Consider the following 23,361-nt stretch of genomic DNA (forward strand, 5'->3'; position numbering starts at 1 on the left):
CGCGCAATTGGTTATGTTTATTTGGCATTACCGATGGAGCTGATCTGGTTTGAGGACTATCTGGCGCTTGCGGAAACCCTGAATTTTTCCAGGGCGGCGGAGCTGCGCCATGTCACCCAGCCGGCCTTCAGCCGCAGGATTCGCGCGCTTGAGGGATGGGTCGGCGCGGCCTTGTTTACCCGCACGACGCACGGCGTAGCGCTCACGCCGGCAGGCGAGCATTTTCACGATCAGGCAGAGGTTCTGACCCGAGCCCTGCACCAGCTCCGCCGCGACACCCTCGAGGTTTCCGACCGGCGCGTCAGGCCGTTGTCGATCGCGGCGACGCACGCGCTTTCCTTCACGTTTTTCCCGAACTGGGTCCGCCGCAATGATAGGGTTCTGGCGCTCGGAAATCTCAACTTGATCTCCGACAGCATGCAAGCCTGCGAGCAGATGATGCTGCGGGGGGACGCGCAGTTTCTGCTTTGTCATCACCACAAGAACATGAGCAGCCGGATCAAGTCCGGCCAATTCAAGAGCATTGTGGTCGGTGCCGACACGCTGGTCCCGTTGAGCGCGCCTGCCGCAAACGGAGTTGCGCGGTGGCGGCTTCATCGCGGCGAACCGGTGAAATACCTTGCCTATAGTGCGCAATCGGGGTTGGGCCGGATCGTTGCAGCTCAATGGGGAGCGAAGGATCGTCCTTTTGCGCTTGAGACGGTCTTTACCTCGCACCTTGCCGCGACGTTGCTCTCGATGGCCCGCGCAGGTGATGGCGTGGCATGGTTGCCCCGAACATTGGCAGAAGAGGACATCTCGGCCGGGCTGCTGGTTGAAGCCGGCAACCCTGAATTCCAGATCCCAATCGAAATCCGCCTGTTTCGCCCCGTAGCGCGTCAGAGCAGGGCGGTCGAAGCGATCTGGTCGGCTTTCGAACGGAATTGACGTTTGAGACACGGCGATAGCTTCAGCCGTTCAGCGCAGGCCCTGACGGTTGATCAGGATCCGATGGATCTGGATGAACTCGGGCAGCTCGATCAGAAACTCGGGATCACGGTCGAGATGGTGGACCTTGGTCGGCTCGCCCTTGGTGAAGGCGGTCATCGACTTTAGATCGCTCCAGTAGGAAATCGTCGTAAACCAGCTCTCCTGTTCGCGGTCTTCCCGGAATAGCTGGACGCCGAGCGCCGTTTTCTCCAACGGCGGGATTCCTTCCGCTCGAATGTAAGCTTCATAATCATCGGCGATTTCCGGTCGCGTGCGATCGCGCCAGATGCGGGCGATGGTCGGCTGGGTTGGCATGGGCAATTCCTTTGATCTTCAGCCCGACTACAACGACATTGCCGGCTGCGGCGTTCCCCATCAATTGCGCGATACCCCAGTCGGCTGGATGTTTCGCATAACTGGCGCAACCGAGTTTGCGAACAGTTTCGCCACCGGACTGAGCGAACGATCCTTCAGCGCGATCAGGCCGATCGCGCCGCGTGTGGTCGGCAGCCTCACGTCGACGGCGGTTAGTAGCGGATGTTCATTTGGCGTCGTCAGCATGGCTCGGGGATGGATGCCGAGAAAATTGCCGTTGCCGATCAGAACGCTCAGTGAATAGGTGCAGGAGGTCGTGACGGTCGCTTGTGGGAATTTCAGGCCTTGCGCCTCGAACTCGCCGCGCATGATCCCAGTCAGGAAGCCGGTTGCGGGTGGAAACACCCAGGGTTCGCCAACGAGGTCTGCCAGCGACACGTTGCGCCGACGGGCCCACTTGCTCCGCTTGCTACAGATCACCACCAACTCGTCGTGAAACAGTGTTTCCACACTCAGATCTTCATTGCCCGCCATCGAGGCGAGCCGGCTGATGACGATCTCGACGTCGCGCTGGCGCAACTGGCGCAGCAGCACGTCCGTCGGGCCCACGGTCAGTTCGAAGCGCATCCGCGGATAGCGTGGCACCAAATTATTGAACACCGCCGAAGCCACCGCCGACATCGGCGGTGTCGTGGCGATCCGCAACTCGCCGACTTCGGGGTCGGCGAGCGAGGCGATCTCGTTGATGCCCTGCCGCAACTCGTTGAACACGATGGCGCTGCGCTCCAGCAGCGCCCGCCCGTATACCGTCGGCCTAACGCCCTGCGACGAGCGCTCGAGCAGCGGCACGCCGACGGCGCCCTCCAACTCCGCAATTGCGTAGGAAACAGCCGGCTGGGTGATGGCCAGATGCGCGGCCGCCTTCGCCATGCTTCCCGTTTCGGCCGCAGCCTGAAACACCTTGAGGTCGCGAAGCTTGATCCGTCTATCGGGGTCTCCATCCATGCGAGGCCTCCATCAATGGAATTTATCGCCGTATAAGAAGAATGAGACTTCCTTTATGGATAATTGAGGCAGAGGGTTTGGCCGTCAAGACCGTAGCGACCATTCACGAGGCCCCCATGCGCGCGATCCGAATTGTATTGGCAATTGTGCTCGGCCTGATGGCCGATCATGCCGCGGCCCAGACCGGCGACTCCCCGATCCGGATCGTCCTGCCGTTTCAAGCCGGCGGGGTCGGCGATACCGTCTTGCGGATGATTGCGGACTCGATGCGCGTGCAGCTTAATCGCACGGTCATCGTAGAGAGCAGGCCCGGCGCGGCCGGATCCAGTCAGTGAAGGATTCGCCGGCGGACGGCACCGTTCTGCTGTTTACGCCGATTGCACCGATGGTGCTGTTCCCGCACGTCTACGACAATTTGCCTTATGACCCGATCCGCGACTTCCAGCCGATTTCGCAAGTCGGGACCTTCGACCTCGGCGTCGCGGTGGGCGCGCACGTGCCCGCCAGGAATCTCAAGGAACTGGTCTTCTGGTTGAAGAGCCATCCCGATCAGGCGGCATACGGAACGCCTGCAGCAGGATCATTGCCGCATTTCTTTGCGGTGCTGTTTGCGCGCCAGGCCGGTCTCGATCTTCGTCATGTCGCCTACAAAGGCAATCCGCAAGCCATAACCGATCTGATCGGCGGTCACTTGCCGCTGTTCTTTACCTCGACGCAGGATCTGGTCGAGGCCCATAAAGCCGGACGTATCCGCGTACTCGCGACGTCGGGTGGCGCGCGATCGCCCGCGCTGCCGGAGGTGCCGACGTTCACCGAAGGCGGCTATGGCATTCGCGGCGAGGGCTGGTATGGCATTTACGCTCCGGCCGCAACACCGGCCGCACTGATCGCGCAGTTGAACCGCGCCGTGCGCGAAGCGGTGGGCACCCCGGAGTTCGGCAAGCGGCTGACAGCCTTGGGCGTCCAACCCACGGGCACTTCACCCGAAGAGTTCTCAAGAATTCAGAGAGCCGACTCCGAGCTATGGGGACCGGTGGTGAAAGCATCCGGCTTCAAGGCCGAATAGGGCACAAGGAGCGTAGTCACGTAGGATGTGCAAACCACGGCTGCGAAGCGATTTGCTTGCGCGCGCAAGCACAATCTCTGGAAGTATCTGCGACACGATGGCAGGACGAGCAAATCGCTTCTGATTTTCCGAAATCGTGTCAAGCCCCGGAATCAAAAATATTCCGCTTCCGTTCTCACCCAAATCAGCGGCATAACTGCGCCCGTCTCACCGCAAGATGAGGGGCGCTCGCGAACGTCACGAACCCGCGGTGAGATGCGATGGACGCGGATGGCGCGAGAGACGTTGCGCGCCGGAAGCGTACGGTGAAGTCGTGTGGTTCTGGCGCCGTGGTGCTGGCGTTAAGTCCTCAAGTTGCGAAAGCGTCTTGCGGGCGACGGAGGCAAAAGAGCCGTTCTCCGGGAAGAGCACGTTATAAGCCGTAAAGCCATTGCGCAGGGTAGGCCGGGATGCTCCCGCCGAACCTGTATGCTCGTGTGCATCTTTTGCTATGCGCAACGGCACACGAGACCGCGGGTGCGGCGCGCACCCGGCCTTCCCTGCGCCCTCAGATTGGAGAGGGCGGGAAAAGAAGATGCAAACCTCGGGCGATGGGCGTCGCGAGAATGCGAAACTGTATCCACCGTCATTGCGAGCGCAGCGAAGCAATCCATCTATCCCCGAGTCGAGACGTGGATTGCTTCGCTGCGCTCGCAATGACGGTGGCAATCGACTGCATCAGGATAATCCGCTCACAAATCCTGCCGGGTCAGCCTTCCTTGCGGCATCGCCGATCGAACGGGCGGCTTCTTCGCCGGCGCTTCGCCGCCTGTCAGCGCCAACACCGAGACCGCAACCACGCGGTCGACGATGGCATCCACATCATTCAGGTCGCATTTTCCTTCCGACAGTCGGATCAGCCGCTCTTTTTCGCGGATCGTGTGATGCGACATTGCCAGCGCAAAATGCAGGCCCCAATAGAGATCGGCGTCATCGCTATCAGGCATGGCGCGGCGCATGGCGGCGATGAATTTCCGCAAATGATCGACCTCGCGATTCTTGATGCGGCGGATCGGCGGCACCGATTCAATCGAGGCGCGGATCATGAAGCGCGCTGCGGTCGAACCTTCGCGGTCGGGGCCAAGGCAACCGCGCAGGGTGGGGCCGACCAGCGCGTGCAGGATCGCATCGATCGGCGCGCGGCCACCGCCCTTTTCCTCCGCAACCTTCAACTCGTTGAGCCGTTCGCGGTTGGTCGCAAGGCTGCGGGTGACGAACAGTTCCGCAATCAGTTCATCCTTGGAACCGAAATGGTAGTTCACCGCAGCCAAATTGACGTTCGCCTCGGCGACGATGTCGCGAAGCGTTACGTCGCCGAAGCCGCGATCGGCGTAAAGCTTTTCTGCGGCGGCAAGGATGGCAGATCGGGTCCGATCGCTCGACATACCTGGCTCCCGTTCGGGGAGTTGCAATTCAAACAGTTGTATGAAACTATCGTTTGAAGGGCCGGAAATGTCAAGAACGTCTGCGAACGTGTCGCATCTCCGGTCGCGCCGGCCGAAACCGTCAGCCGTATCTGCAAAATGGCTTGCGGACCATCAGCGGCGGGCGGACAGTTGCGCAACGATTTCAGAATAGCGAGGAGCGTCCCATGAATTTCGATATGTCAGAGAAGCAGAAGGACTGGCTGAACCGCGTCCGTGTGTTCATGAACACGCATGTCCGTCCGGCGGTGCCGATCTACAAGCAGCAGGATGCGGAGGGCGAGCGCTGGAAGGTGATCCCGATCCTGGAAGATCTTAAGAAGAAGGCGCGCGCTGAAGGCCTCTGGAACATGTTCATGCCGCCGAATTCGCATGAGGATGATGAATTCCGCGGCGCGGGATTGACCAACCTGGAATACGCGCCGCTCTCCGAGGAAATGGGCCGCATCTCCTGGGCTTCGGAAGTGTTCAACTGCTCCGCGCCCGATACCGGGAACATGGAAGTGTTCATGCGCTACGGCACCAAGGAGCAGAAGCGCAAATGGCTGCGCCCCCTGATGGATGGCGAAATCCGCTCCGCCTTCCTGATGACCGAGCCTGCGGTTGCATCCTCGGACGCCACCAACATCGAGACGCGCATCGAAAGCGACGGCGACCACTACGTCATCAATGGCCGCAAATGGTGGTCATCGGGCGTCGGCGATCCCCGCTGCAAGGTCGCGATCCTGATGGGCAAGACCGATCCGAAGGCGGCGCGTCACCAGCAGCAATCGCAGGTCATCGTTCCGCTCGACACGCCCGGCATCAAGGTCGAAAAAATGCTGCCGGTGTTCGGCTTCGACGATGCGCCGCATGGCCACGCGCAGGTGCTGCTGGAGAACGTCCGCGTTCCCAAGGCGAACATCCTGCTCGGTGAGGGCAGGGGCTTCGAGATCGCACAGGGCCGTCTCGGTCCGGGCCGCATCCATCACTGCATGCGCACCATCGGCAGGGCCGAGGAGGCGCTGGAGAAGATGGTGAAGCGGCTGTCCTCGCGCACCGCCTTCGGCAAGAAGATCATCGAGCATTCGGTCTGGGAGCAGCGCATCGCGGAAGCCCGTATCGACATCGAGATGAACCGCTTGCTGTGCCTGAAAGCTGCTGACATGATGGACAAGGTCGGCAACAAGACCGCGCAGCTCGAGATCGCCATGATCAAGGTGGCGGCGCCGAACATGGCGCTCCGGATCATCGACAATGCGATTCAGGCATTCGGCGGCGGCGGCGTCTCCGATGACGCCGGCCTCGCGGTCGAGTACGCGCATGTGCGCACGCTGCGCCTGGCCGACGGTCCGGACGAGGTGCATAACCGCGCCATTGCCAGACTTGAACTTCGGAAGTATGCAAACGCTACGAACTAACGGGAACGCCAATATGGCGCTCCCCAAAGTCTAAGAAACGTAAGGGAGCGTCATCGTGGCGGACGGCGTCAGGAAAGACGAAGAGTTCTCGGGCACCAAGGAAGTCGAGGAGCGCCATCGCATCAACGAGGCGAACCTCGATGCCTGGATGCGCGAGCATGTCGAGGGCTATCAGGGACCGCTAAAAGTCCTGCAGTTCAAGGGCGGCCAGTCCAACCCGACCTACAAGCTGGAGACGTCGGGCCGTTCCTACGTGATGCGCCGCAAGCCGTTTGGCAAATTGCTCCCCTCGGCCCACGCGGTCGATCGTGAGTTCCGCGTCATCGCCGCACTCGGCAAGCAGGGCTTCCCCGTCGCGAAGGCCTATGCGCTCTGCACCGATGACGCCGTGATCGGCGCGGCCTTCTACATCATGTCGATGGAAGAGGGCCGGGTGTTCTGGGATCCGACGCTGCCGAGCCAGACGCCGGATGACAGACGCAAGATCTTCACCAGCAAGATCGAGACGCTGGCGAAGCTTCACGTCTTCAATCCGGAAGCGATCGGACTCGGCGATTTCGGCAAGCCCGGCAACTATTTCGCGCGCCAGATCGATCGCTGGACCAAGCAGTACCGCGCCTCCGAGACGCAGCACATTCCGGAATTCGAGAAGGTGGCCGAGTGGCTGCCGAGGACGGTGCCGCAGCAGGAGCGCGTCTCGATCGTGCACGGCGACTATCGCCTCGACAACATGATTTTCCACATGACGGAACCACGCGTGCAGGCCGTGCTGGACTGGGAATTGTCCACGCTCGGCGATCCCATGGCCGACTTCACCTATCTGTTGATGCAATGGACCATGCCCGGTCTGGCGAATGCCGATCTCAAGGCGCTGAACATTCCGAGCCTGGAAGAGGCCGCACAGATCTACTGCGACGTCACCGGCATGGCGGTGCCCGATCTCAACTGGTATTTCGCCTACAACATGTTCCGCCTGGCAGGCATCACGCAGGGGATCGCCGGACGCATCCGCGACGGCACTGCGGCCAATGCCAAGGCGCTGGAGTCGGCGGCGCGCACCGTGCCGCTGTCGAAGTCTTCCTGGGAATATGCTCAGAAGGCCGGCGCGACCTGACGCGCGCCGTCAGTTTAGCCGTTAGTTTCCTTGGCACTCTCACCGAATATTCGCGGCAGCCTGCTCATGGCGGTGTCCATGGCTGCGTTCACCACGAACGACTCCATCACCAAGGTGGTGTCGTCCGAGATGAACTTCGGCCAGGTCATACTGGTGCGCGGGCTGTTCGCGATCGTGCTGGTCGCAGCGTTCGCGTGGCAGCAGGGCGCGCTGCGGCCGCTGTATACGTTGATGGTGAAGCCGGTCGCGCTGCGGGTAGTCGGCGAGATCGGTGGCACGATCACGTTCATGGCGGCGCTCGCGCACCTGCCGCTCGCCAACACCTCGGCGATCTTCCAGGCGCTGCCGCTCGCCATCACGCTAGGCGCTGCGGTGATCTTCCGCGAGCCGGTCGGCTGGCGGCGCTGGTCGGCGATCGCCGCGGGCTTCATCGGCGTGCTCATCATCGTGCGGCCGGGGCTCGCCGGCTTCAGCCAGTATTCGCTGTTCGCGCTGGTGTCGGTCGCGTTCTGCGCGCTGCGCGACCTCGCAACCCGAAAAATCCCGGCGAAGATTCCTTCGCTATTCATCACCCTGTTGACGACCGTAACGGTGACGACGGCCGGCGGCGTCATCCTCGTTCCACTCGGAGGCTGGACGCCGCCATCCGCGGGTGCACTCGGCCTGCAGGCTCTCGCCGCCGTGCTGCTGCTGATCGGCTATCAATGCATCATCTCGGCGCTGCGTACCGGCGACATCTCGGCGGTGGCGCCGTTCCGTTATTCCGCGCTGCTGTGGGCGATGCTGCTCGGCTATCTCGTGTTCGGCGACGTGCCCGACGCGATGATGGTGATGGGCGCCGCGATCATTGTGCTGTCCGGCCTCTATGCCTTCTACCGCGAGCGCATCCGCCACCGCGCGCTGGCGGCGGAATCCTCGGGGCTGCCGCCGGAAGGGGTGTGATCGTCATGTCATCCGTCATTGCGAGCGAAGCGAAGCAATCCATCAAGCCGCATCGGCAGTATGGATTGCTTCATCGCGGAGCCTGTCATCGGGCGGCGCTCCGCGCCGGCCCGTTGGCTCCTCGCAATGGCGAGCTAGATCGGCTTGCCCGTATACGGCATCGACGCGGTGAGGCCGCCGTCGACCGGGATCGCCTGGCCATTCACGTAAGACGCCTCGTCGCTTGCCAGAAACAACCCCATCGCCGCGAGCTCGTGCGGCTGGCCGGCGCGCTTCAGCGGATTGAGTTGGCCGATCTTGTCCGAGGTGCCGCGCTCCTTGGCGCGCTCGAACACCGGCTTGGTCATGCCGGTCTCGATCAGGCCCGGGCAGATCGCGTTGATCCGCACGCCGGTGCCGGAGAGCGAATAGGCGGTGGTCTGCACCAGGCTGATGACGCCGGCCTTGCTCGCGCCATAGGGGTGACCGCTGGCGCCGGCCTTGAGACCCGCAACGGAAGCGGTGCAAACGATGGAGCCGGACTTCTGCTTGATCATGTGCGGCATCGAATGCTTGATGGCGAGGAACGGCCCGATCAGATTGACGCGCAGCACCTCCTGCCAGTGCTCGACGGTCTGCTCGGCCAGCGGCACCAGCCCGCCGCTGACACCCGCATTGGCCCAGATCGCATCGAGCCGGCCATATTTCGCGACCGCCTTGTCGATGAACGCCTTCACATCAGCTTCAGAACCGGCATCAGCCATCACAGCCTCGACGGTGCCGCCAGCGTCGCTGACGAGCTTGGCGGTCTCCTTCACGCCTTCAGTCTTGTCGACGATGACGAGCTTGGCCCCCTCCCTGGAGAACAGCACCGATGCTGCGCGCCCGATGCCGCTTCCAGCACCTGTGATGACGACGGATTTGCCTTCGAGGCGGCCCATGAGTCTCTCCCTGATACGATTGCCGCGTCGGCGTCTGCCGCGTCGCGGAATTCAAACAAGATTTCAAACGCCCAAGAATCTTGCCTACCAAAGTCACTTGAGGCGATGAGTGCTGTGACGTACAGCGACGACGGAGAGTATTGAAGGGATATGGCGATGTCCAATGCAGACAAACCGCGGCTGGTGACTACGCGCTGGTGGTGGGTTCGCCACGCGCCGGTGCGCGAAGACGGCGGCTGCATCTACGGGCAAAAGGATCTCGGCTGCGACTGTAGCGATCGCATCGTATTCGAAGCGGTCGGAAAAATCCTGCCGCGCAATGCGGTCTGGTATGCAAGCAACCTGAAGCGCACGCACCAGACCGCCAGCGCGATCTGGGCCGCGGGCTTTCCCAAGCCTGCGGAGATGCCGTACGTGAACGCGTTCGCCGAGCAGCATCTCGGTGAGTGGCAGGGCCTTAATCGCGCGGCGTTCCTCGCCAGCCGCCCTGTCGGCAGCCACTGGTTTGCTGATATCGACGAGGTCCCGCCCGGCGGTGAGAGCTTCATGGATCTCTACAACCGCACCTGCGGCGCGATCGAACGCATCAACGCCGAGCAGGCGGGCAGGGATGTGATTGTCGTGGCCCACGGTGGCACGATCAGGGCCGCCATCGGCCTTGCGCTCGGCGGTCAGCCCGAAAAGAGCATGGCCTTCGATATCGACAATTGTTCGGTCACGCGGCTCGATCATCTCTCGAGCGCCAATTACAGCGGCTGGCGGCTGCCGATGGTCAACCAGCAGCCATGGATTGCGGATGCTTCGCACAATGCCATGCATCAGCCGGCGGGACCCGAGGTAGAGCCGCCGGCGACGAAACTTGGCTGAGCGTTAAGTTGTCGAGAACCGCAAAGACTGCTTAGCTCGAATTCAAGATCAAACCGGCATCGCGCTGGATCAACATCGGGGAGAGAGACATGAGCTTGTTCGATATGACCGGGAAAGTCGCCGTCATCACCGGCTCCACGCGCGGCATCGGCCGGGCCATTGCGGAGCGCATGGCCGAACACGGCGCCAAGGTCGTGATCTCCTCGCGCAAGCAGGACGTCTGCGACCAGGTTGCCAAGGAGGTCAACGAGAAGTTCGGCAAGGGGACGGCAATCGCGATCGCCGCCAACATCTCGAACAAGGAAAACCTGCAGAACCTTGTCGACGAGTCCAATCGCGCGTTCGGCAAGATCGACGTGCTGGTCTGCAACGCCGCGTCCAATCCCTATTACGGTTCGCTTGCCGGCATTTCCGACGAGCAGTTCCGCAAGATCCTCGACAACAACATCGTCGCCAACAACTGGCTGATCAACATGGTCGTGCCGCAGATGATCGAGCGCAAGGACGGCTCGATCATCATCGTCTCCTCGATCGGCGGCTTAAAGGGTTCGACGGTGCTCGGCGCCTACGCGATCTCGAAGGCGGCCGACATGCAGCTCGCGCGCAATCTCGCCTGCGAATACGGCAAGCACAATATCCGCGTGAACTGCATCGCGCCGGGCCTGATCAAGACCGATTTCGCAAAGGCGCTGTGGGACAATCCGGAGACGCTGAAGGCTTCCACCGCGCGTTCGCCGCTGCTGCGGATCGGCGTGCCCGACGAGATCGCCGGCGCTGCGGTGCTGATGGGATCGAAGGCCGGCGACTTCATGACTGGCCAGACCATCGTGATCGACGGCGGCGCGACGATTAGTTGATGCGGGCGGACACGGCTACCACAGACCCGGGTGTCATCGTCCGCCTTTTGCGCAATTGCGCACTGGGGCGGACGATCCAGTAAACGCAACCGTCTCGATTCAGAACGATCGTCACGGCGTACTGGATGCCCCGCCTTCGCGGGGCATGACAGCGGAGGAGGTAAGCGCTTATGTCAGCCTCACTCCACCGCGGCGTAAACCAGATCCCGCAGCAGGTTGCGGATATATTCGCGCTGGCCGGGGCCCTGCATCATGAACACGGTGAAGAGATCCTCGGCCGGATCGATGAAGAAGAACGTGCCGGCCATGCCGCTCCAGAAGAACTGGCCGAGCGAGCCCGGGAAAGGCGCGATGCCGCGATGAGTGCGGACGGCGAAGCCTAGGCCAAAGCCGTGGCCGGGCGGCATCAGCGGCGAGTCGACCTTCACGTCAGGGGTGAGGTGGTCCGATGCCATCAGCTCCAGCGTCTTGCGGCCGATGATCCTGACGCCGTCGAGCGTGCCGCCATTGAGCAGCATCTGGCAGAACCGCGCGTAATCCATGGTGGTCGAGACCAGCCCGCCGCCGCCGGATTCCATCGCCGGCTTCTCGAGCATGTTGAAGAGCTGCACCTTGTCGCCGTTCCAAGGATCGTTCGCGAACGGCTCGGCAAGCCGGCCGGCATTGGCTTCCGGCGTGTGGAACGCGGTCTCGGCCATCTGCAGCGGCGCCAGGATGCGCTCGGTGAGGAACGCGCCGAGCGACTTGCCGGAGACGACTTCGATGATGCGGCCGAGCACGTCGGTCGAACGGCTGTAGTTCCATTCCGCGCCAGGCTGGCAGATCAGCGGCATGCCGGCGATCATGGTGGCGTGCTCGGCATTGGTGATCTTGCGGGTGCGCAGCCGCGACTGCTGGTAGAGCTGCTGGACGAGGCCGTTGCCGGTGTGGTCGTAGGTCAGGCCGGAGGTGTGCCGCAAGAGGTCCTGAACGGTCATCTGCCGCTTCACCGGCACGAGGTCGAGCTTGCCGTTGTTCTCGACGCCGACCTTTTGATCGGCAAACTCCGGAATGAACTTGGCGACGGGGTCGCCGAGGATGAAGTGGCCGTCCTCGACCAGCATCATGATGCCGACCGAGACGATCGGTTTCGTCATCGAGAAGATCCGGAAGATGCTGTCATGCGCCATCGGTGTGCTGGCAGCCGGGCTCTGGCGACCGATCGCATCGAACCAGCCGATCTGGCCGCGCCGCGCCACCATGACCGTGGCCCCGGGAAGGGTTCCCTTGTCGACCTCGCGCTTGAAGGCATCCGACATCCGCTGCAGGCGGACTGTCGAGAGACCGATCGTTTCGGGCTTGGCGTCGGGGAGAGAGGGGGTACGTGGGGCGGATGTCTGCGGGGCAGCGGCGGTCTGCGCGTTCATGGTCTCTCCCGTTGCGCTTGTTGTTGTAACGAGGACAAAGTTTGGCGCATAAGCCCCGCTTTGGATAGGCAGAAAGCCGCTTCGCCCTTGCAATCGGGGTATGCCCTATGCTTGAAACGGCGCGAACCGGCGCACGCCGCCGGTCCATGCAGGAGTGTAGCTCAATTGGTAGAGCACCGGTCTCCAAAACCGGGGGTTGGGAGTTCGAGCCTCTCCACTCCTGCCAGCTAAATCAATCACTTAAGCTGATTTTCGACGACGCCCGGCGGGAAGCCCATACGCCGCCCCAGCGCACACGCCTATGTGGCGCCGACGACCGGCTTTTCAGCCGGCCGGGGGTGGCGGCCGTGGCGCTTCCCTAGCCTTCTACGCGTCGTTGCGATCGCCGGCCTGGCGTTCGGGGCAGGGACGCGGCTCGCGCTGCCATCAGTGAGGAACTTGGCAAGCTCGTGGGACCAACTGGCAGCGACTTCGTCAAGTCGATCCTGGCTCGATCGAGCGATCCAACGTCCGGCGCGACCGCCGTCGGCATCTTCACGGTATTGATAACCGCCTCCGGTGTGTTCGGCGAGATGCGCACGTCATTGAACGCAACGTCAAGGCACGGTGTTGTTCGCAGTGATCTACTCTACAGAGTGATGCCCGATACGATCCATTGGCGTCATCTGCTCCTGGGCGCTTTTGTCACAGCTCTGCTGTTCACCATCGGGCAGTCGCTGATCGGATGGTACCCCGGTCAGGCAGCTCGAACTCGACCTACGGCGCTGCCGGTGCCCTGATCGTCCTGATGCTCTGGGTCTACTACCCGCGCAGATATTCCTGTTTGGCGCCGAACTGACGAAGGCGATCGTTGACGCGCGCCATCCTGCGGCGCGCAAGGAGGGCGAGGAACAATTCGATATCGCCTGAGTTCGCTTGAAAACGACACGAACCTAAGAGGGCGGTGACAACATGGCACGATCCGTAGAGGAGCTACGACGGGATTCCGAAGAGAGCCGCGCGCAGTTTGCGGCAACCGTCGACCGGCTGAGAGACCAGATCGCCGACACGGCGGAAGACATTCGCTACAAGGTCTCGCCGGAGAACATCAAGGCTGAGGTGAGCGGCTTCATTAGTCATAAGACCCATGGCTGGCTGGATGCGCTGAAGCAGCAGGCTATGGACAATCCGATGCAGGCAATCGCCGCCGGCACGGCGGTTGCCGTCCCGGCGCTGCGTCTCGCCCGCGGCTTCCCGCTGCCGCTCTTGATGATCGGCGCTGGCCTCGCGCTGAGTTCGAAGACCGTTCGGGACCGTGCGGCGGAGGCGGCGGAGCCCGCCATTGAGCGGGTGAAGGAGGTCTTCGACGAGACGGCCGAACGGGCGCAATCTCTCGGCGAAGGCATGCGGAGGGCGATGTCCCACGCCGAGCGTCAGACCGCCGACATGGCCGATGAGGCTCAGGGAACGGCGAGCGGCATGGCAGAAGCGGCGAGCGGAATGGCTGGTGATCTCAGGGACCGCGCAGCGGAGGCCGCCGATACCGTGGCGAGCAAGGTCCGGTCCGGCATGGACGCCGCTTCGGAAATGGCAAAGGAGAGAATGGAGCGTGTTCGCTCGAGAGCGCAGAACGTGGCGACTGCTGCACCTGCGACGGCAAGCAGAGTGATCCGCGACAATGCAGCATTGATCGGCGGCATCGGCATCGCAATCGGCGCGATCCTCGCTGCTTCCCTGCCCAATACAAGGGCCGAGGCTGGTGTAATGGGGAAGGCGAGCGACCGCGTGAAGCGCGCTGCCGGAACGGCGGCGCAATCCGGATTCGAGGCCGCCAAAGACGCAGCGTTTTCGGCCGCCGAGGCCGCGGCAAAGAGCGTTTCCGATGCCGACCTTGGCGAGCACGCCAGCCGCATCAGCGAAGGTGTGACTGACAGGCTCAAAGAAGTTACCGACGACATTGTGACGACGGCCTTCGATCCTTCCCAGAACCCGCACAGCTAAAATGAGACGGTCATGAGCGAATTAGATCTTAACACCCGCACCGAGAATTCTTCCCAGAACCAGAATACGGGCTCCGCCCAAGACCTGAAGGATCAGGTGGCGGATGCCAGCGCCGAGGTCAAGCAGCGCGCCGGCGATGCGCTGAAGGCATCGACCGACACGGCCCGTGAGAAGTTAAGAGAAGCGGCCGATGCCGCCAAGGACGCCGCCGCCGGAGCTGCGGATCGTTTCGAAGATAAAGCTAGGGAGCAGCAACGCACAGGCGCGGATTTCGTAGGCCGGTTGGCCGGCGACATCAGGGATGCGGCACGTGCGTTTGAAAATGATATTCCATTCGCGGCGCGCGGCATCAATTCGGCGGCCGATTATGTCGACCAGGCCGCCGACAAGATCCGCAACGGTAGCGTCCGCGATCTCGTCGATGGCGCAGCGGATTTTGCAAGGCGCCAGCCTGCGGCGTTTCTGGGCCTGTCGGTGCTGGCCGGTTTTGCGGCGGTCCGCTTCCTGAAGGCATCGGGCGGCGCGAGCTCTTCAAGTCAAGGCGCGTCATCGTCGTACACGCCATCATCTTACAAACCGTCATCGTCATCATCCTATAGCTCGGGATCGTACAAGGGTGAGGCGTCATGAGCACGAAAACCGATCTTCGGACGATCTCGCATCTCTTCGGCGATGCGCTGTCGCAATTCGCAAAGCTGTTCCAGAACGAAGTCGATCTCGCCAAGGCCGAGATTGGCGAGAAGGTTCAGCAAATCGGCACCGCCGTCGGCCTCATTGCGGCGGGCGCCGTCCTGGTCATTCCCGCAATTGTCATGGCGCTGTTCGCGCTTTCCGCGGCCTTGATCGCGGGCGGCTGGTCGCAGCCGGTTGCTTATCTGATCTCCGCGATTGTTGGCGCCGTGATCGCCGCCATTCTGTTCGCGGTTGGGATGAACCGGCTCGATGCACGCCGCTTGACGCCGCGTGAAACGCTGCGCCAGCTCGAAAAGGACAAAGAGACGGTGAAGGGAATGGTGCGATGAGCGGCTCACAAGGGAGTTTCATAGATGGCCTGACCGCGGCGTGTCGCGAGAATCCGCTCGCCGCGGCTCTGATCGGAGGTGGTGCGCTGTGGCTGCTGATCGGCAGTGACAGGCTGAAGAACGCCGCCGGCTCGGTGACGTCAGCGGCCGCGCCGCTCGCCGATCTCGGTGCGCGCGCCCAGAGGTCGGCGGCTTCCGCCTGGGAGGACTGGGAAGACGCTTACGGCTCCATGCGCAAGCGCGCTTCCCGGATGCAGGACGAAGCCTCGCGCGGCGCCAGCGAGACGGTTCGCAGCGCCAGAACGACCGCTTCCGACGCCGTGTCTGGCGCGTCTGAAACGATGTCGGGCACGGCCGAGACGATGGGGCAGCGTTTCGACGAAGGCGTCGCCGGGGCGCGGGAAATGCTTGACCGGCTGAGCCGGGCGTTGCCGCGGAAGGAGACCTTCATGCAGGTGCAATCCTCGCTTTCCGATCTCCTCGAAAGGCAACCGCTGGTGCTCGGCGCTGTGGGGCTCGCAATCGGCGCCACGGTGGCGGGCGCCATGGCCAGATCCAGTGTCGAGGACGACTGGGTAGGGAACCTGAGCGACAGCCTGAAGACAGACCTGAAGGAGCGGGCCGGCGCTGTGTCGCAAAGTGTCCGGGAGGGCTCCGATACGCTCAAAGCGGAGCTCGCGGACGCCGGCGCGGAGTATGCCGACCGGGTTCAGCAGGCCGGCCGCGATGCCCTCGATGCAAGCCGGGAGAAGCTAAGGCAATAGCTTCTCGGCATACGAAGAAAATGCCTGTCTAAACAGCGGCTTGGCAGGAATCTTTCTGCCAGGCCGAAACTAGCCGAAGAATGCGGAAAGCACCGCAATGTCCGATCGGGCGGGCGCCTCGCCGCGCAGATCGGCGTCGATCACTCGCCGGCACGCATCGACTGTGATGGTATCGCCGAGGTCGTTCGCCGCATCGAGAACGGTCCAGGCCGTCTCGCCCGAAAATCTCTCCTGGTCCTGGCCCACTGGCGCCATGGTCATTCCCTCATTGCCCCGAAGGATCATGAGGCTAACCGACAGCTTTTAAGAACCAGATCGCGCTGTCATGAGGATTTGATGGGAGGCGGTACCCTCGATTAACCAATGGCTTTCCGCCGTCCGGGCCGATCTGCCGAAATAGCCCGCGGGAGGGCCGCGGCACCCCGTATCTTGACCTTTTGCCCGGCTGCCAGTAGATACCCGCTACCTGCTGCCGGCCCGTTTGACGGATATCCGGCGCGGCTTTGAATTCCCCCGAACAATCGAGCCCGCTGTGCGGCTCATCCTTCGAGAGAGGGCTGGGCGTAAGAGGGCTGTTCGGATTCGCTTTAAATCTCAATCGTCTCACGAAGGACGCGGTAACAACGATGGCTTTCAGCCCGTTCAAATTCCTGCAGGAAGTGCGCTCGGAGACCGCCAAGGTCACCTGGCCGACCCGCCGCGAGACGACGATCACCACGATCATGGTATTCGTGATGGTTGCATTGGCTTCGATCTTTTTCTTCCTGTCGGATTTGATCATCCGCTACGTCGTCACTTTCCTCCTGGGCGTCCACTGATGAGCACCGGAACCCTTACGATGGACAAGCGCTGGTATATCGTTCACGCCTATTCGAACTTTGAGAAGAAGGTGGCGGAATCGATCCGCGAGCAGGCGAAGCAGCGCGGCCTCGAGGAACTGTTTGACCAAGTGCTGGTGCCGACCGAAAAGGTCACCGAAGTGCGCCGCGGCCGCAAGGTCGATGCCGAGCGCAAGTTCTTCCCGGGTTACGTGCTGGTGAAGATGAAGCTGACCGACGAGGCCTTCCATCTCATCAAGAACACGCCCAAGGTGACCGGCTTCCTCGGTGCCGAAAACAAGCCGATGCCGATCTCCGAATCCGAGGCAATGCGCATCCTGCACCAGGTGCAGGAAGGCGTCGAACGTCCGAAGGCGTCGGTGTCGTTCGAAATCGGTGAGAATGTGCGGGTGGCTGATGGTCCGTTCGCGTCGTTCTCCGGCGTCGTTGAAGAAATTGACGAGGCGCGTTCGCGCGTGAAGGTCGCGGTGTCGATCTTCGGCCGGGCCACGCCCGTCGAACTGGAATTCGGTCAGGTCGAAAAGGTCTGATCGGAGGCGCGGGGTCTAGCTTCGCGCTAGTAAGGCCGTGGGAGGAAAGGGCGGTTGCCAGCCGCGCTTGAGCCGAACCACGGAACCTGAACCAGCCGGCCGCGGCCGGCGCAACAGGAGTGAAGAATGGCAAAGAAAGTGACCGGATACCTGAAGCTTCAGGTCCCGGCCGGTGCGGCGAATCCTTCGCCCCCGATCGGTCCCGCGCTTGGTCAGCGCGGTCTCAACATCATGGAATTCTGCAAGGCGTTCAACGCGCAGACGCAGAAGGAAGAAAAGAACACCCCGATCCCCGTGATCATCACCATCTACGCGGACCGTTCCTTCACCTTCGAGATGAAGACGCCGCCGATGTCCTACTTCCTCAAGCAAGCTGCCAAGATCCAGTCCGGCTCGAAGGCGCCGGGCCGCGACAAGGCCGGCAAGGTGACGAAGGCGCAGGTGCGCGAGATCGCCGAGAAGAAGATGAAGGATCTCAATTGCGATACCATTGAATCGGCCATGAAGATGGTCGAGGGCTCCGCCCGTTCGATGGGTCTGGAAGTTGCGGGGTAACGGGCCATGGCAATCGGAAAGCGTTTGAAGAAGGTCCGCGAAGGCATCGACCGCGAGAAGCTCTATCCGCTCGCGGATGCCATCAAGATGGTCAAGGAGCGCGCCAAGGCGAAGTTCGACGAGACGATCGAGATCGCGATCAATCTTGGCGTCGATCCGCGTCACGCCGACCAGATGGTTCGCGGCGTCGTCAGCCTGCCGAACGGCACCGGCCGCACCTTGCGCGTCGGCGTGTTCGCGCGTGGTGCGAAGGCGGAAGAAGCCAAGGCTGCGGGTGCTGACGTCGTCGGCGCCGAAGACCTGGTCGAGAAGGTGCAAGGCGGCAACATCGATTTCGATCGCTGCATCGCCACCCCCGACATGATGCCGCTGGTCGGCCGCCTCGGTAAGGTGCTCGGTCCTCGCGGCATGATGCCGAACCCGAAGATTGGCACTGTGACGATGGACGTCACCTCCGCCGTGAAGGGCGCCAAGGGCGGCTCGGTCGAATTCCGCGTCGAGAAGGCCGGCATTGTGCAGGCAGGCGTGGGCAAGGCGTCGTTCTCCGAGGAAAAGCTCGTGGAGAATGTGAGGGCGCTGGCCGATGCCGTGGCGAAGGCAAAGCCCGCCGGCGCCAAGGGCACCTACATCCAGCGCGTGGCGGTCTCCTCCACCATGGGCCCGGGCGTCAAGGTCGAGCCGGGCACGCTGCTCGGCTAGTTCGTTGCGACCTGCGTGAACAGAAAGGGCGGAATCGGATCACCGATTCCGCCCTTTGCGTTTGACCCTCGTTTGCACGATGGTCACCGTGCCGGACTTGCCAAGAGGAACAACAATGCCCGAGAAAGTCCTGATCTACTCGCGTTTTCCCAAGGCGCAGATGGAGCGTTTTGGCGAACGCTACGAGTTGCTGAACGCCGCCGGCAAGCCGCCTAACGAGGTGTTTTCGGCGGACCAACTTGCCGATATTCGCGCGCTGATCACGGCGGATGGTACGCCGCTTCGCAGCGAGGCGATGGACATGATGCCGAAATTGGGCGCGATCATCTGCTACGGTACCGGCTATGACGGCGTTGATCTCGCAGCGGCGGCGAAGCGCAACATCGCGGTCGGCCACAGCCCCGGCGCCAACGCCGCTTCGGTCGCCGATATTGCTGTCACGCTGATGCTGGCCGCAACGCGGCGATTGCTGGTCGCGGACGATTACGTGCGGGGCGGGAGCTGGGCGGCTGCGAAACCTTCGCCGATGATGCGCCCGCAAGCAGGAATGCTCGGCCGCAAAATTGGCGTCTACGGCATGGGCGAGATCGGCCGCAAGATCGCCGCGCGCGTTGCGGCCTTCGAGACCGAGGTCGGCTATTTCAGCCGCAGCCAACGCGACGTGCCGTACCGATATTTTCCGACACTCGATGCGCTGGCCGAATGGTGCAGCGTCCTGATGATCGCGGTGCGTGCCGGCGCGGATACAAATCACGTCGTCAATGCTGATGTCCTGCGCAAGCTCGGCAAGGATGGTTACGTCGTCAACATCTCGCGCGGCTCTGTCATCGACCAGGAGGCGCTGATCGCGGCGCTGACGGACCAGACCATCGCCGGCGCGGGCCTCGACGTCTACGCGAAGGAGCCGCACGCGCCTGATGCGCTAACGGCGCTGCCCAACGTCGTGCTCACGCCGCATATCGGTGGCCATACGCTGGAGTCGCATGTGGCGATGCAGAACTGCGTGCTGGCCAATCTCGACGCCTTCTTCGCCGGCAAGCCGCTGCCTTATCCGGTACCATTAGGCTGACGGCCTCAGTGCAACCCGGCGGCACCCGGCAAATGGCGCAGCTTGTCGGGATTGCGGACGATATAGATCGCGGCGATTTTCTCGCCGTCGATTGCCATGCTCATGGTGTGATCGAGTTCGCCGTCCAGATAGAGCAGGGCGCCGGCTGCGCCGTTGATCATGGCAGGCTCGATGCGCAGGTCATGGCCGGCGTTCTTGGCGGCAATGCCGATGAAGAAGCGCGCGACCTTGTCCGCGCCGATGATCGGATTGCGGGCCGCGGTCTTGCGGCCGCCACCGTCGGTCAGCGCCACCGCATCCTCGCGCAAGAGTGCGGCGAGCTGGGCAACATTGCCGCTGGCGACCGCCTCGCTGAAAGCCTGCAGCAGGCGGGCGTGATTGTCGGGCGCTCGCGCCGGCGCCGGGCGATTATCGCGGACGGTGCGGCGGGCCCGTGAGGCCAGTTGCCGGCAGGACGCTTCGGTGCGGCCGAGCATGGCGGCGATCTCGGAAAACGGCGTGTCGAAGACATCGTGGAGCAGGAACGCCGCGCGCTCCATCGGCGAGAGCCGGTCGAGCGCTAGTAGTAATGCGAACGACAGGTCGTCGGCCAGTTCGGTAGCCGCCTCGGCCGACAGACCCTCTGCATCGAACACGGGCTCGGGAAGCCACGGCCCGACATAGATCTCCCGCTGCGCCTTCGCGCTCTTCAGGCGGTCGAGACAGAGCCGGGTCACTACGGTGACGAGAAAGGCCTCGGGGTTCTGGACGTCCTGCGCGCCGGCAAAGCGCAGATAAGCGTCCTGCACGACGTCTTCCGCGTCGCTTCGGCTGCCGAGCATGCGATAGGCAAGCCCGAGCAGGCGCCCGCGATGGGGCGCCAGCGGGTCATGATCATGCGGCCTGTTTGACGACATCGACATCATGTCCATTCACGGTGACGCGGCGGCACTCCTTGGCATAACCGAGACCCGCCTTCACCATCGGGAACATCCGACCAAGCTGCAGCGCCATCGTGAGATCTATCACGCCTTTCGGGCCCCATTGGGCCTTTACGGCGTCGCGAAATTCCTCGTCGTCGGCAGAGCGGCGCACCACGGCGTCAGCGAACCGGAAGCCAAGCGTGGTCGCTTCATTCATCGCGCGCGGATCGCGGCGCAGAACCGCTTCGATCTGGTCCTTGGCCATGCCGGCTTCCAGCGCCATGTCGACGACGAGTTGCGTGCAGGGGCCGCAATCCTCGGCCAGCGCGCCGACGATTTTGGCGGCGAAACTCGCCTCGACCGGGACCGCCTCGCGGTGTGCGGCGGCCTTCATGAGCGGCGCGAACTTGAAGAAGGCGGCAGGGGATTGGTTCAGCAGCATTTCGAGATAGCTGACGTCATATCCATACCGTTCGGCAAATGCGCGCAAGCTGCGGCGCGCGATCCAACTACGCATGATGTTCTCCTTGGTTGGGGAAGGCGGAATAAAGGGCGGCTGCCGACGGCAGCACGATCGCGAGCAGGTCGAAGGCCGGGTAATGGCTGTGGCCGCCCGCCAAGATCGCGACGTGGAGTAGGGCGTGAACGGCAAGGAATCCGGCGCCCGCGACGGCTGCGGGCCAATACCGGGGACGCCACGCCCGTGCGGCGAGCGCCAGGCCGGCCACGAGGAACGCCGCCCCGATATCCTGGACGAAATGCGGATTGTAAGGTCCGGTGCCCGTTACTCCGGGCACGGTTTCGTACCAGAGCGGGCCGGCCACGAGCATGACCAGCCCGTTCAGAACCGTCGGAATCGCAAGAATCGCTGCCAGTTGACGCCGCATGGGAAGCCTCCTGCGGCCAAGACGAGCCAGGCAGTCCCGGTGTGACGGAACCCGTCAAAAAATTTGGGAACGGGCCAAAATTTTTCCCGACCGGTCGGCAAACTGGTGTGAATTTTGCTCTTGGCAAGCCGCGCGAGACTCGTTAAACAAACGGCTTGCGGGCGTGCTAGCCATTGCTGGCACGCCGGTGCTCGCATTCCGAAATCCCGATACGGTAGGAGATCATTCCTTTCAGGACATCCGTCTGGATTGCTCGAAAGGAAGGAAAACTCATCGCTTCGGTGGAATGCGGCAGGGGTCCTTCGGCTTGCCGAATGATCTCGATCCTGTCCGAGACTGCAGGCGCCCGCGATGAAATGCAAATTTCTCAACGGCTTAATTGTACAGCCTGCATAGACGGGTGAAGACCGGATTTCGCCGTAACGCCGCCGCCCGCGGCGCCATGGCTGATTTGGTTCGAACCTCGACACCCCGCGCCACCTGGTTCGGGAGGGCAGGCTTTAAAGATGTCGTCTGCCTGGCGTGTCCTGAGGACTGGTGTCTTGAGGTCAGGTTTTGGGCGAGACGATGGGTGCAACCCGGCGGTCTCGCTCGCGCGAAGGCCGCCAACCGGAGAGAGCTTGCTGTGGAAAGAGCGGCAAAAAAGGACGCGGTTGAGGCGCTGAACGGGGTCTTTAAGACCACGAGCGTCGCTGTCGTCGCCCACTATTCCGGCCTCACCGTGGCCCAGATGCAGAAGCTGCGCATGCAGATGAAGCAGGCGGGTGCGTCGGTGAAGGTCTCGAAGAACCGTCTCGCCAAAATCGCTCTTGAAGGCACTGACGTCGTTGCCATCGGCTCCTTGCTGAAAGGACCGACCGTGATCGCCACTTCAAACGATCCGGTAGCGGCGCCGAAGGTTGCCATCGAATTCGCCAAGACGAACGAGAAGTTCGTCATTCTCGGCGGCTCGATGGGTAAGACCGTCCTGGATGTGAACGGCGTGAAGGCTCTTGCCTCGCTGCCGTCGCTGGACGAACTGCGCGGCAAGCTCGTTGGCCTCATCGTGGCGCCGGCGACCAAGCTCGCTCAGCTCTCCAACGCGCCTGCGGCCAAGCTCGCGCGCGTCATTCAGGCTCATGCCTCAAAGGGCGAAGCGGCCTGACCCTTCGCTAATCTCAAAACTGGTTCGAAACCAAACGTTTAAGGAAAAAGATCAATGGCTGACTTGCAGAAAATCGTCGACGACCTCTCGAGCCTCACCGTGCTTGAAGCTGCCGAACTCGCCAAGCTCCTCGAAGAGAAATGGGGTGTTTCGGCCGCCGCGGCTGTGGCTGTAGCCGCTCCTGGCGCTGCTGGCGGTGGCGCCGCTGCTCCGGTTGAGGAGAAGACCGACTTCACCGTCGTGCTGGCTGCTGCCGGCGACAAGAAGATCGAGGTCATCAAGGAAGTCCGCGCCATCACCGGCCTCGGCCTGAAGGAAGCCAAGGACCTCGTCGAAGGCGCTCCGAAGCCGCTGAAGGAAGGCGTGAACAAGGAAGAAGCCGACAAGATCAAGGCCCAGCTCGAAAAGGCTGGCGCGAAGGTCGAGTTGAAGTAAGCGTACTACACAGAAAAGTGTGGGGATTCGCGGGGTTAGCCCCTCGAATCTCCACTATTCCGCCCCATATCGTGGCGGCAGCAGGAAAATACGGCAGGCGGTGGGGACGGCAGGGTGTTCCCGGCGTAAGCCGTTGGGAGACAGGCAGATTTCGGGCTTTTTCAGTCCGTGAAGCGATCAGTTGTGACGGGCGGGTGCAGTCATGTGCCCC

29 protein-coding genes, 1 tRNA gene and 1 pseudogene are annotated in these 23,361 nt (G+C 62.6%); 22 read left to right on the forward strand and 9 right to left on the reverse strand.

Annotated elements, in window-relative coordinates; genetic code table 11:
• Window positions 1–33: 33 nt before the first annotated feature.
• Both J6524_RS37185 and J6524_RS20005 read left to right on the forward strand, forming a co-directional pair.
• Window positions 34–159: pseudogene (locus J6524_RS37185) on the forward strand (LysR family transcriptional regulator); the annotation flags it as partial.
• A gap of 150 nt (window positions 160–309) precedes the next feature.
• Window positions 310–927, forward strand: coding sequence for a LysR substrate-binding domain-containing protein (locus tag J6524_RS20005; protein WP_249789558.1), 618 nt, complete (start codon window positions 310–312; stop codon window positions 925–927).
• A gap of 30 nt (window positions 928–957) precedes the next feature.
• On the opposite strand, the gene J6524_RS20010 is transcribed toward J6524_RS20005, so the two are convergent.
• Both J6524_RS20010 and J6524_RS20015 read right to left on the reverse strand, forming a co-directional pair.
• Window positions 958–1,284, reverse strand: a complete 327-nt coding sequence (locus J6524_RS20010; RefSeq protein ID WP_225673584.1) for an antibiotic biosynthesis monooxygenase family protein — start codon at window positions 1,282–1,284, stop codon at window positions 958–960.
• A 60-nt stretch (window positions 1,285–1,344) separates the two neighbouring features.
• Window positions 1,345–2,289: a LysR family transcriptional regulator gene (locus tag J6524_RS20015; RefSeq protein ID WP_225673586.1), complete on the reverse strand. Its 945-nt coding sequence runs from the start codon at window positions 2,287–2,289 to the stop codon at window positions 1,345–1,347.
• A 77-nt stretch (window positions 2,290–2,366) separates the two neighbouring features.
• Here J6524_RS20015 and J6524_RS20020 point away from each other — a divergent pair, with 77 nt between their 5' ends.
• Both J6524_RS20020 and J6524_RS20025 read left to right on the forward strand, forming a co-directional pair.
• On the forward strand, window positions 2,367–2,624 hold the full coding sequence (locus J6524_RS20020; RefSeq protein ID WP_225673588.1) for a type 2 periplasmic-binding domain-containing protein: 258 nt from the start codon (window positions 2,367–2,369) through the stop codon (window positions 2,622–2,624).
• Complete coding sequence (locus J6524_RS20025) at window positions 2,621–3,355, forward strand: tripartite tricarboxylate transporter substrate-binding protein (RefSeq protein WP_225673590.1); 735 nt, start codon at window positions 2,621–2,623, stop codon at window positions 3,353–3,355. The genes J6524_RS20020 and J6524_RS20025 overlap by 4 nt, the downstream gene beginning before the upstream one ends.
• A gap of 731 nt (window positions 3,356–4,086) precedes the next feature.
• Here J6524_RS20025 and J6524_RS20030 read toward each other — a convergent pair.
• Window positions 4,087–4,779 (reverse strand): TetR/AcrR family transcriptional regulator, encoded by a 693-nt coding sequence (locus J6524_RS20030; protein ID WP_225673592.1) that lies wholly within the window; start codon window positions 4,777–4,779, stop codon window positions 4,087–4,089.
• Window positions 4,780–4,985: 206 nt separating this feature from the next.
• Between J6524_RS20030 and J6524_RS20035 the strand changes: the two genes are divergently transcribed.
• Genes J6524_RS20035 through J6524_RS20045 form a run of 3 tightly spaced genes read left to right on the forward strand, consistent with a single transcriptional unit; the run spans window position 4,986 to window position 8,274 of the window.
• Window positions 4,986–6,218 carry an acyl-CoA dehydrogenase family protein gene (locus J6524_RS20035; protein ID WP_225673594.1) on the forward strand — a complete coding sequence of 411 codons (1,233 nt, stop codon included), beginning with the start codon at window positions 4,986–4,988 and terminating at the stop codon, window positions 6,216–6,218.
• Between the two features lie 55 nt (window positions 6,219–6,273).
• Window positions 6,274–7,332 carry a phosphotransferase family protein gene (locus J6524_RS20040; protein ID WP_225673596.1) on the forward strand — a complete coding sequence of 353 codons (1,059 nt, stop codon included), beginning with the start codon at window positions 6,274–6,276 and terminating at the stop codon, window positions 7,330–7,332.
• A 30-nt stretch (window positions 7,333–7,362) separates the two neighbouring features.
• On the forward strand, window positions 7,363–8,274 hold the full coding sequence (locus J6524_RS20045; RefSeq protein ID WP_225673598.1) for a DMT family transporter: 912 nt from the start codon (window positions 7,363–7,365) through the stop codon (window positions 8,272–8,274).
• A gap of 134 nt (window positions 8,275–8,408) precedes the next feature.
• On the opposite strand, the gene J6524_RS20050 is transcribed toward J6524_RS20045, so the two are convergent.
• Complete coding sequence (locus J6524_RS20050) at window positions 8,409–9,194, reverse strand: SDR family NAD(P)-dependent oxidoreductase (protein ID WP_225673599.1); 786 nt, start codon at window positions 9,192–9,194, stop codon at window positions 8,409–8,411.
• 156 nt (window positions 9,195–9,350) lie between these two features.
• Here J6524_RS20050 and J6524_RS20055 point away from each other — a divergent pair, with 156 nt between their 5' ends.
• The gene (locus tag J6524_RS20055; protein WP_225673601.1) at window positions 9,351–10,061 is read left to right on the forward strand and encodes a histidine phosphatase family protein; all 711 of its coding nucleotides are present in this window, start codon (window positions 9,351–9,353) and stop codon (window positions 10,059–10,061) included.
• 89 nt (window positions 10,062–10,150) lie between these two features.
• Window positions 10,151–10,918, forward strand: a complete 768-nt coding sequence (locus tag J6524_RS20060) for an SDR family NAD(P)-dependent oxidoreductase (RefSeq protein ID WP_225673603.1) — start codon at window positions 10,151–10,153, stop codon at window positions 10,916–10,918.
• Between the two features lie 179 nt (window positions 10,919–11,097).
• Here J6524_RS20060 and J6524_RS20065 read toward each other — a convergent pair whose 3' ends face one another.
• Window positions 11,098–12,324, reverse strand: a complete 1,227-nt coding sequence (locus J6524_RS20065; RefSeq protein ID WP_225673605.1) for a serine hydrolase domain-containing protein — start codon at window positions 12,322–12,324, stop codon at window positions 11,098–11,100.
• Between the two features lie 150 nt (window positions 12,325–12,474).
• Between J6524_RS20065 and J6524_RS20070 the strand changes: the two genes are divergently transcribed.
• The 6 genes from J6524_RS20070 to J6524_RS20095 all read left to right on the forward strand — a co-directional run bounded on the left by J6524_RS20070 (window position 12,475) and on the right by J6524_RS20095 (window position 16,090).
• Window positions 12,475–12,550, forward strand: a tRNA-Trp gene (locus tag J6524_RS20070).
• 223 nt (window positions 12,551–12,773) lie between these two features.
• Window positions 12,774–13,103 (forward strand): hypothetical protein, encoded by a 330-nt coding sequence (locus J6524_RS20075; protein ID WP_225673607.1) that lies wholly within the window; start codon window positions 12,774–12,776, stop codon window positions 13,101–13,103.
• A 172-nt stretch (window positions 13,104–13,275) separates the two neighbouring features.
• Window positions 13,276–14,304 (forward strand): DUF3618 domain-containing protein, encoded by a 1,029-nt coding sequence (locus tag J6524_RS20080; RefSeq protein ID WP_225673609.1) that lies wholly within the window; start codon window positions 13,276–13,278, stop codon window positions 14,302–14,304.
• Between the two features lie 12 nt (window positions 14,305–14,316).
• Window positions 14,317–14,934, forward strand: coding sequence for a hypothetical protein (locus J6524_RS20085; protein WP_225673611.1), 618 nt, complete (start codon window positions 14,317–14,319; stop codon window positions 14,932–14,934).
• Window positions 14,931–15,326 carry a phage holin family protein gene (locus J6524_RS20090; protein ID WP_225673612.1) on the forward strand — a complete coding sequence of 132 codons (396 nt, stop codon included), beginning with the start codon at window positions 14,931–14,933 and terminating at the stop codon, window positions 15,324–15,326. Before J6524_RS20085 ends, J6524_RS20090 begins: the two co-directional genes overlap by 4 nt.
• On the forward strand, window positions 15,323–16,090 hold the full coding sequence (locus J6524_RS20095; protein WP_225673614.1) for a hypothetical protein: 768 nt from the start codon (window positions 15,323–15,325) through the stop codon (window positions 16,088–16,090). Before J6524_RS20090 ends, J6524_RS20095 begins: the two co-directional genes overlap by 4 nt.
• Window positions 16,091–16,159: 69 nt before the next feature.
• Here J6524_RS20095 and J6524_RS20100 read toward each other — a convergent pair whose 3' ends face one another.
• Window positions 16,160–16,345 (reverse strand): hypothetical protein, encoded by a 186-nt coding sequence (locus J6524_RS20100; protein WP_225673616.1) that lies wholly within the window; start codon window positions 16,343–16,345, stop codon window positions 16,160–16,162.
• A 371-nt stretch (window positions 16,346–16,716) separates the two neighbouring features.
• On the opposite strand from J6524_RS20100, the gene secE reads away from it, so the two are divergent.
• The 5 genes from secE (at window position 16,717) to J6524_RS20125 (ending at window position 19,782) form a co-directional block, all read left to right on the forward strand.
• A complete protein-coding gene (gene secE, locus J6524_RS20105; protein WP_057834227.1) occupies window positions 16,717–16,908 on the forward strand; it encodes a preprotein translocase subunit SecE in 192 nt (63 codons plus the stop codon).
• 20 nt (window positions 16,909–16,928) lie between these two features.
• Window positions 16,929–17,459, forward strand: coding sequence for a transcription termination/antitermination protein NusG (gene nusG / locus J6524_RS20110; RefSeq protein ID WP_225674036.1), 531 nt, complete (start codon window positions 16,929–16,931; stop codon window positions 17,457–17,459).
• 126 nt (window positions 17,460–17,585) lie between these two features.
• Window positions 17,586–18,014: a 50S ribosomal protein L11 gene (rplK, locus tag J6524_RS20115; protein ID WP_011088164.1), complete on the forward strand. Its 429-nt coding sequence runs from the start codon at window positions 17,586–17,588 to the stop codon at window positions 18,012–18,014.
• A gap of 6 nt (window positions 18,015–18,020) precedes the next feature.
• Window positions 18,021–18,713, forward strand: coding sequence for a 50S ribosomal protein L1 (gene rplA, locus J6524_RS20120; RefSeq protein WP_225673618.1), 693 nt, complete (start codon window positions 18,021–18,023; stop codon window positions 18,711–18,713).
• Window positions 18,714–18,828: 115 nt separating this feature from the next.
• The gene (locus J6524_RS20125; RefSeq protein WP_225673620.1) at window positions 18,829–19,782 is read left to right on the forward strand and encodes a 2-hydroxyacid dehydrogenase; all 954 of its coding nucleotides are present in this window, start codon (window positions 18,829–18,831) and stop codon (window positions 19,780–19,782) included.
• A 5-nt stretch (window positions 19,783–19,787) separates the two neighbouring features.
• Here the strand turns inward: J6524_RS20125 and J6524_RS20130 are convergent, their stop codons facing one another.
• From J6524_RS20130 to J6524_RS20140, 3 genes are read right to left on the reverse strand one after another with little or no spacing between them, the layout of a single operon-like run.
• Window positions 19,788–20,678 carry a sigma-70 family RNA polymerase sigma factor gene (locus tag J6524_RS20130; RefSeq protein WP_225673622.1) on the reverse strand — a complete coding sequence of 297 codons (891 nt, stop codon included), beginning with the start codon at window positions 20,676–20,678 and terminating at the stop codon, window positions 19,788–19,790.
• Window positions 20,656–21,201: a hypothetical protein gene (locus J6524_RS20135; RefSeq protein WP_225673624.1), complete on the reverse strand. Its 546-nt coding sequence runs from the start codon at window positions 21,199–21,201 to the stop codon at window positions 20,656–20,658. The genes J6524_RS20130 and J6524_RS20135 overlap by 23 nt, the downstream gene beginning before the upstream one ends.
• A complete protein-coding gene (locus tag J6524_RS20140) occupies window positions 21,194–21,571 on the reverse strand; it encodes a hypothetical protein (protein ID WP_225673626.1) in 378 nt (125 codons plus the stop codon). The genes J6524_RS20135 and J6524_RS20140 overlap by 8 nt, the downstream gene beginning before the upstream one ends.
• Window positions 21,572–22,196: 625 nt before the next feature.
• On the opposite strand from J6524_RS20140, the gene rplJ reads away from it, so the two are divergent.
• Together rplJ and rplL are read left to right on the forward strand one after the other, a co-directional pair.
• A complete protein-coding gene (gene rplJ, locus J6524_RS20145; protein ID WP_225673628.1) occupies window positions 22,197–22,715 on the forward strand; it encodes a 50S ribosomal protein L10 in 519 nt (172 codons plus the stop codon).
• A 54-nt stretch (window positions 22,716–22,769) separates the two neighbouring features.
• On the forward strand, window positions 22,770–23,150 hold the full coding sequence (gene rplL, locus J6524_RS20150) for a 50S ribosomal protein L7/L12 (protein WP_225673630.1): 381 nt from the start codon (window positions 22,770–22,772) through the stop codon (window positions 23,148–23,150).
• Window positions 23,151–23,361 lie beyond the last annotated feature (211 nt).

Origin of the sequence: Bradyrhizobium hereditatis, from assembly GCF_020329435.1 — a bacterium.
GTDB lineage: Bacteria > Pseudomonadota > Alphaproteobacteria > Rhizobiales > Xanthobacteraceae > Bradyrhizobium > Bradyrhizobium hereditatis.

Coding starts and splice junctions, on each gene's coding strand:
- J6524_RS20010 (WP_225673584.1), bottom strand. CDS start 1,284: ATGCCAACCCAGCCGACCATCGCCCGCATCTGGCGCGATCGCACGCGA.
- J6524_RS20015 (WP_225673586.1), bottom strand. CDS start 2,289: ATGGATGGAGACCCCGATAGACGGATCAAGCTTCGCGACCTCAAGGTG.
- J6524_RS20030 (WP_225673592.1), bottom strand. CDS start 4,779: ATGTCGAGCGATCGGACCCGATCTGCCATCCTTGCCGCCGCAGAAAAG.
- J6524_RS20035 (WP_225673594.1), top strand. CDS start 4,986: ATGAATTTCGATATGTCAGAGAAGCAGAAGGACTGGCTGAACCGCGTC.
- J6524_RS20050 (WP_225673599.1), bottom strand. CDS start 9,194: ATGGGCCGCCTCGAAGGCAAATCCGTCGTCATCACAGGTGCTGGAAGC.
- J6524_RS20055 (WP_225673601.1), top strand. CDS start 9,351: ATGTCCAATGCAGACAAACCGCGGCTGGTGACTACGCGCTGGTGGTGG.
- J6524_RS20060 (WP_225673603.1), top strand. CDS start 10,151: ATGAGCTTGTTCGATATGACCGGGAAAGTCGCCGTCATCACCGGCTCC.
- J6524_RS20065 (WP_225673605.1), bottom strand. CDS start 12,324: ATGAACGCGCAGACCGCCGCTGCCCCGCAGACATCCGCCCCACGTACC.
- J6524_RS20080 (WP_225673609.1), top strand. CDS start 13,276: ATGGCACGATCCGTAGAGGAGCTACGACGGGATTCCGAAGAGAGCCGC.
- J6524_RS20085 (WP_225673611.1), top strand. CDS start 14,317: ATGAGCGAATTAGATCTTAACACCCGCACCGAGAATTCTTCCCAGAAC.
- J6524_RS20090 (WP_225673612.1), top strand. CDS start 14,931: ATGAGCACGAAAACCGATCTTCGGACGATCTCGCATCTCTTCGGCGAT.
- J6524_RS20095 (WP_225673614.1), top strand. CDS start 15,323: ATGAGCGGCTCACAAGGGAGTTTCATAGATGGCCTGACCGCGGCGTGT.
- J6524_RS20100 (WP_225673616.1), bottom strand. CDS start 16,345: ATGGCGCCAGTGGGCCAGGACCAGGAGAGATTTTCGGGCGAGACGGCC.
- secE (WP_057834227.1), top strand. CDS start 16,717: ATGGCTTTCAGCCCGTTCAAATTCCTGCAGGAAGTGCGCTCGGAGACC.
- nusG (WP_225674036.1), top strand. CDS start 16,929: ATGGACAAGCGCTGGTATATCGTTCACGCCTATTCGAACTTTGAGAAG.
- rplK (WP_011088164.1), top strand. CDS start 17,586: ATGGCAAAGAAAGTGACCGGATACCTGAAGCTTCAGGTCCCGGCCGGT.
- rplA (WP_225673618.1), top strand. CDS start 18,021: ATGGCAATCGGAAAGCGTTTGAAGAAGGTCCGCGAAGGCATCGACCGC.
- J6524_RS20125 (WP_225673620.1), top strand. CDS start 18,829: ATGCCCGAGAAAGTCCTGATCTACTCGCGTTTTCCCAAGGCGCAGATG.
- J6524_RS20130 (WP_225673622.1), bottom strand. CDS start 20,678: ATGTCGTCAAACAGGCCGCATGATCATGACCCGCTGGCGCCCCATCGC.
- J6524_RS20135 (WP_225673624.1), bottom strand. CDS start 21,201: ATGCGTAGTTGGATCGCGCGCCGCAGCTTGCGCGCATTTGCCGAACGG.
- J6524_RS20140 (WP_225673626.1), bottom strand. CDS start 21,571: ATGCGGCGTCAACTGGCAGCGATTCTTGCGATTCCGACGGTTCTGAAC.
- rplL (WP_225673630.1), top strand. CDS start 22,770: ATGGCTGACTTGCAGAAAATCGTCGACGACCTCTCGAGCCTCACCGTG.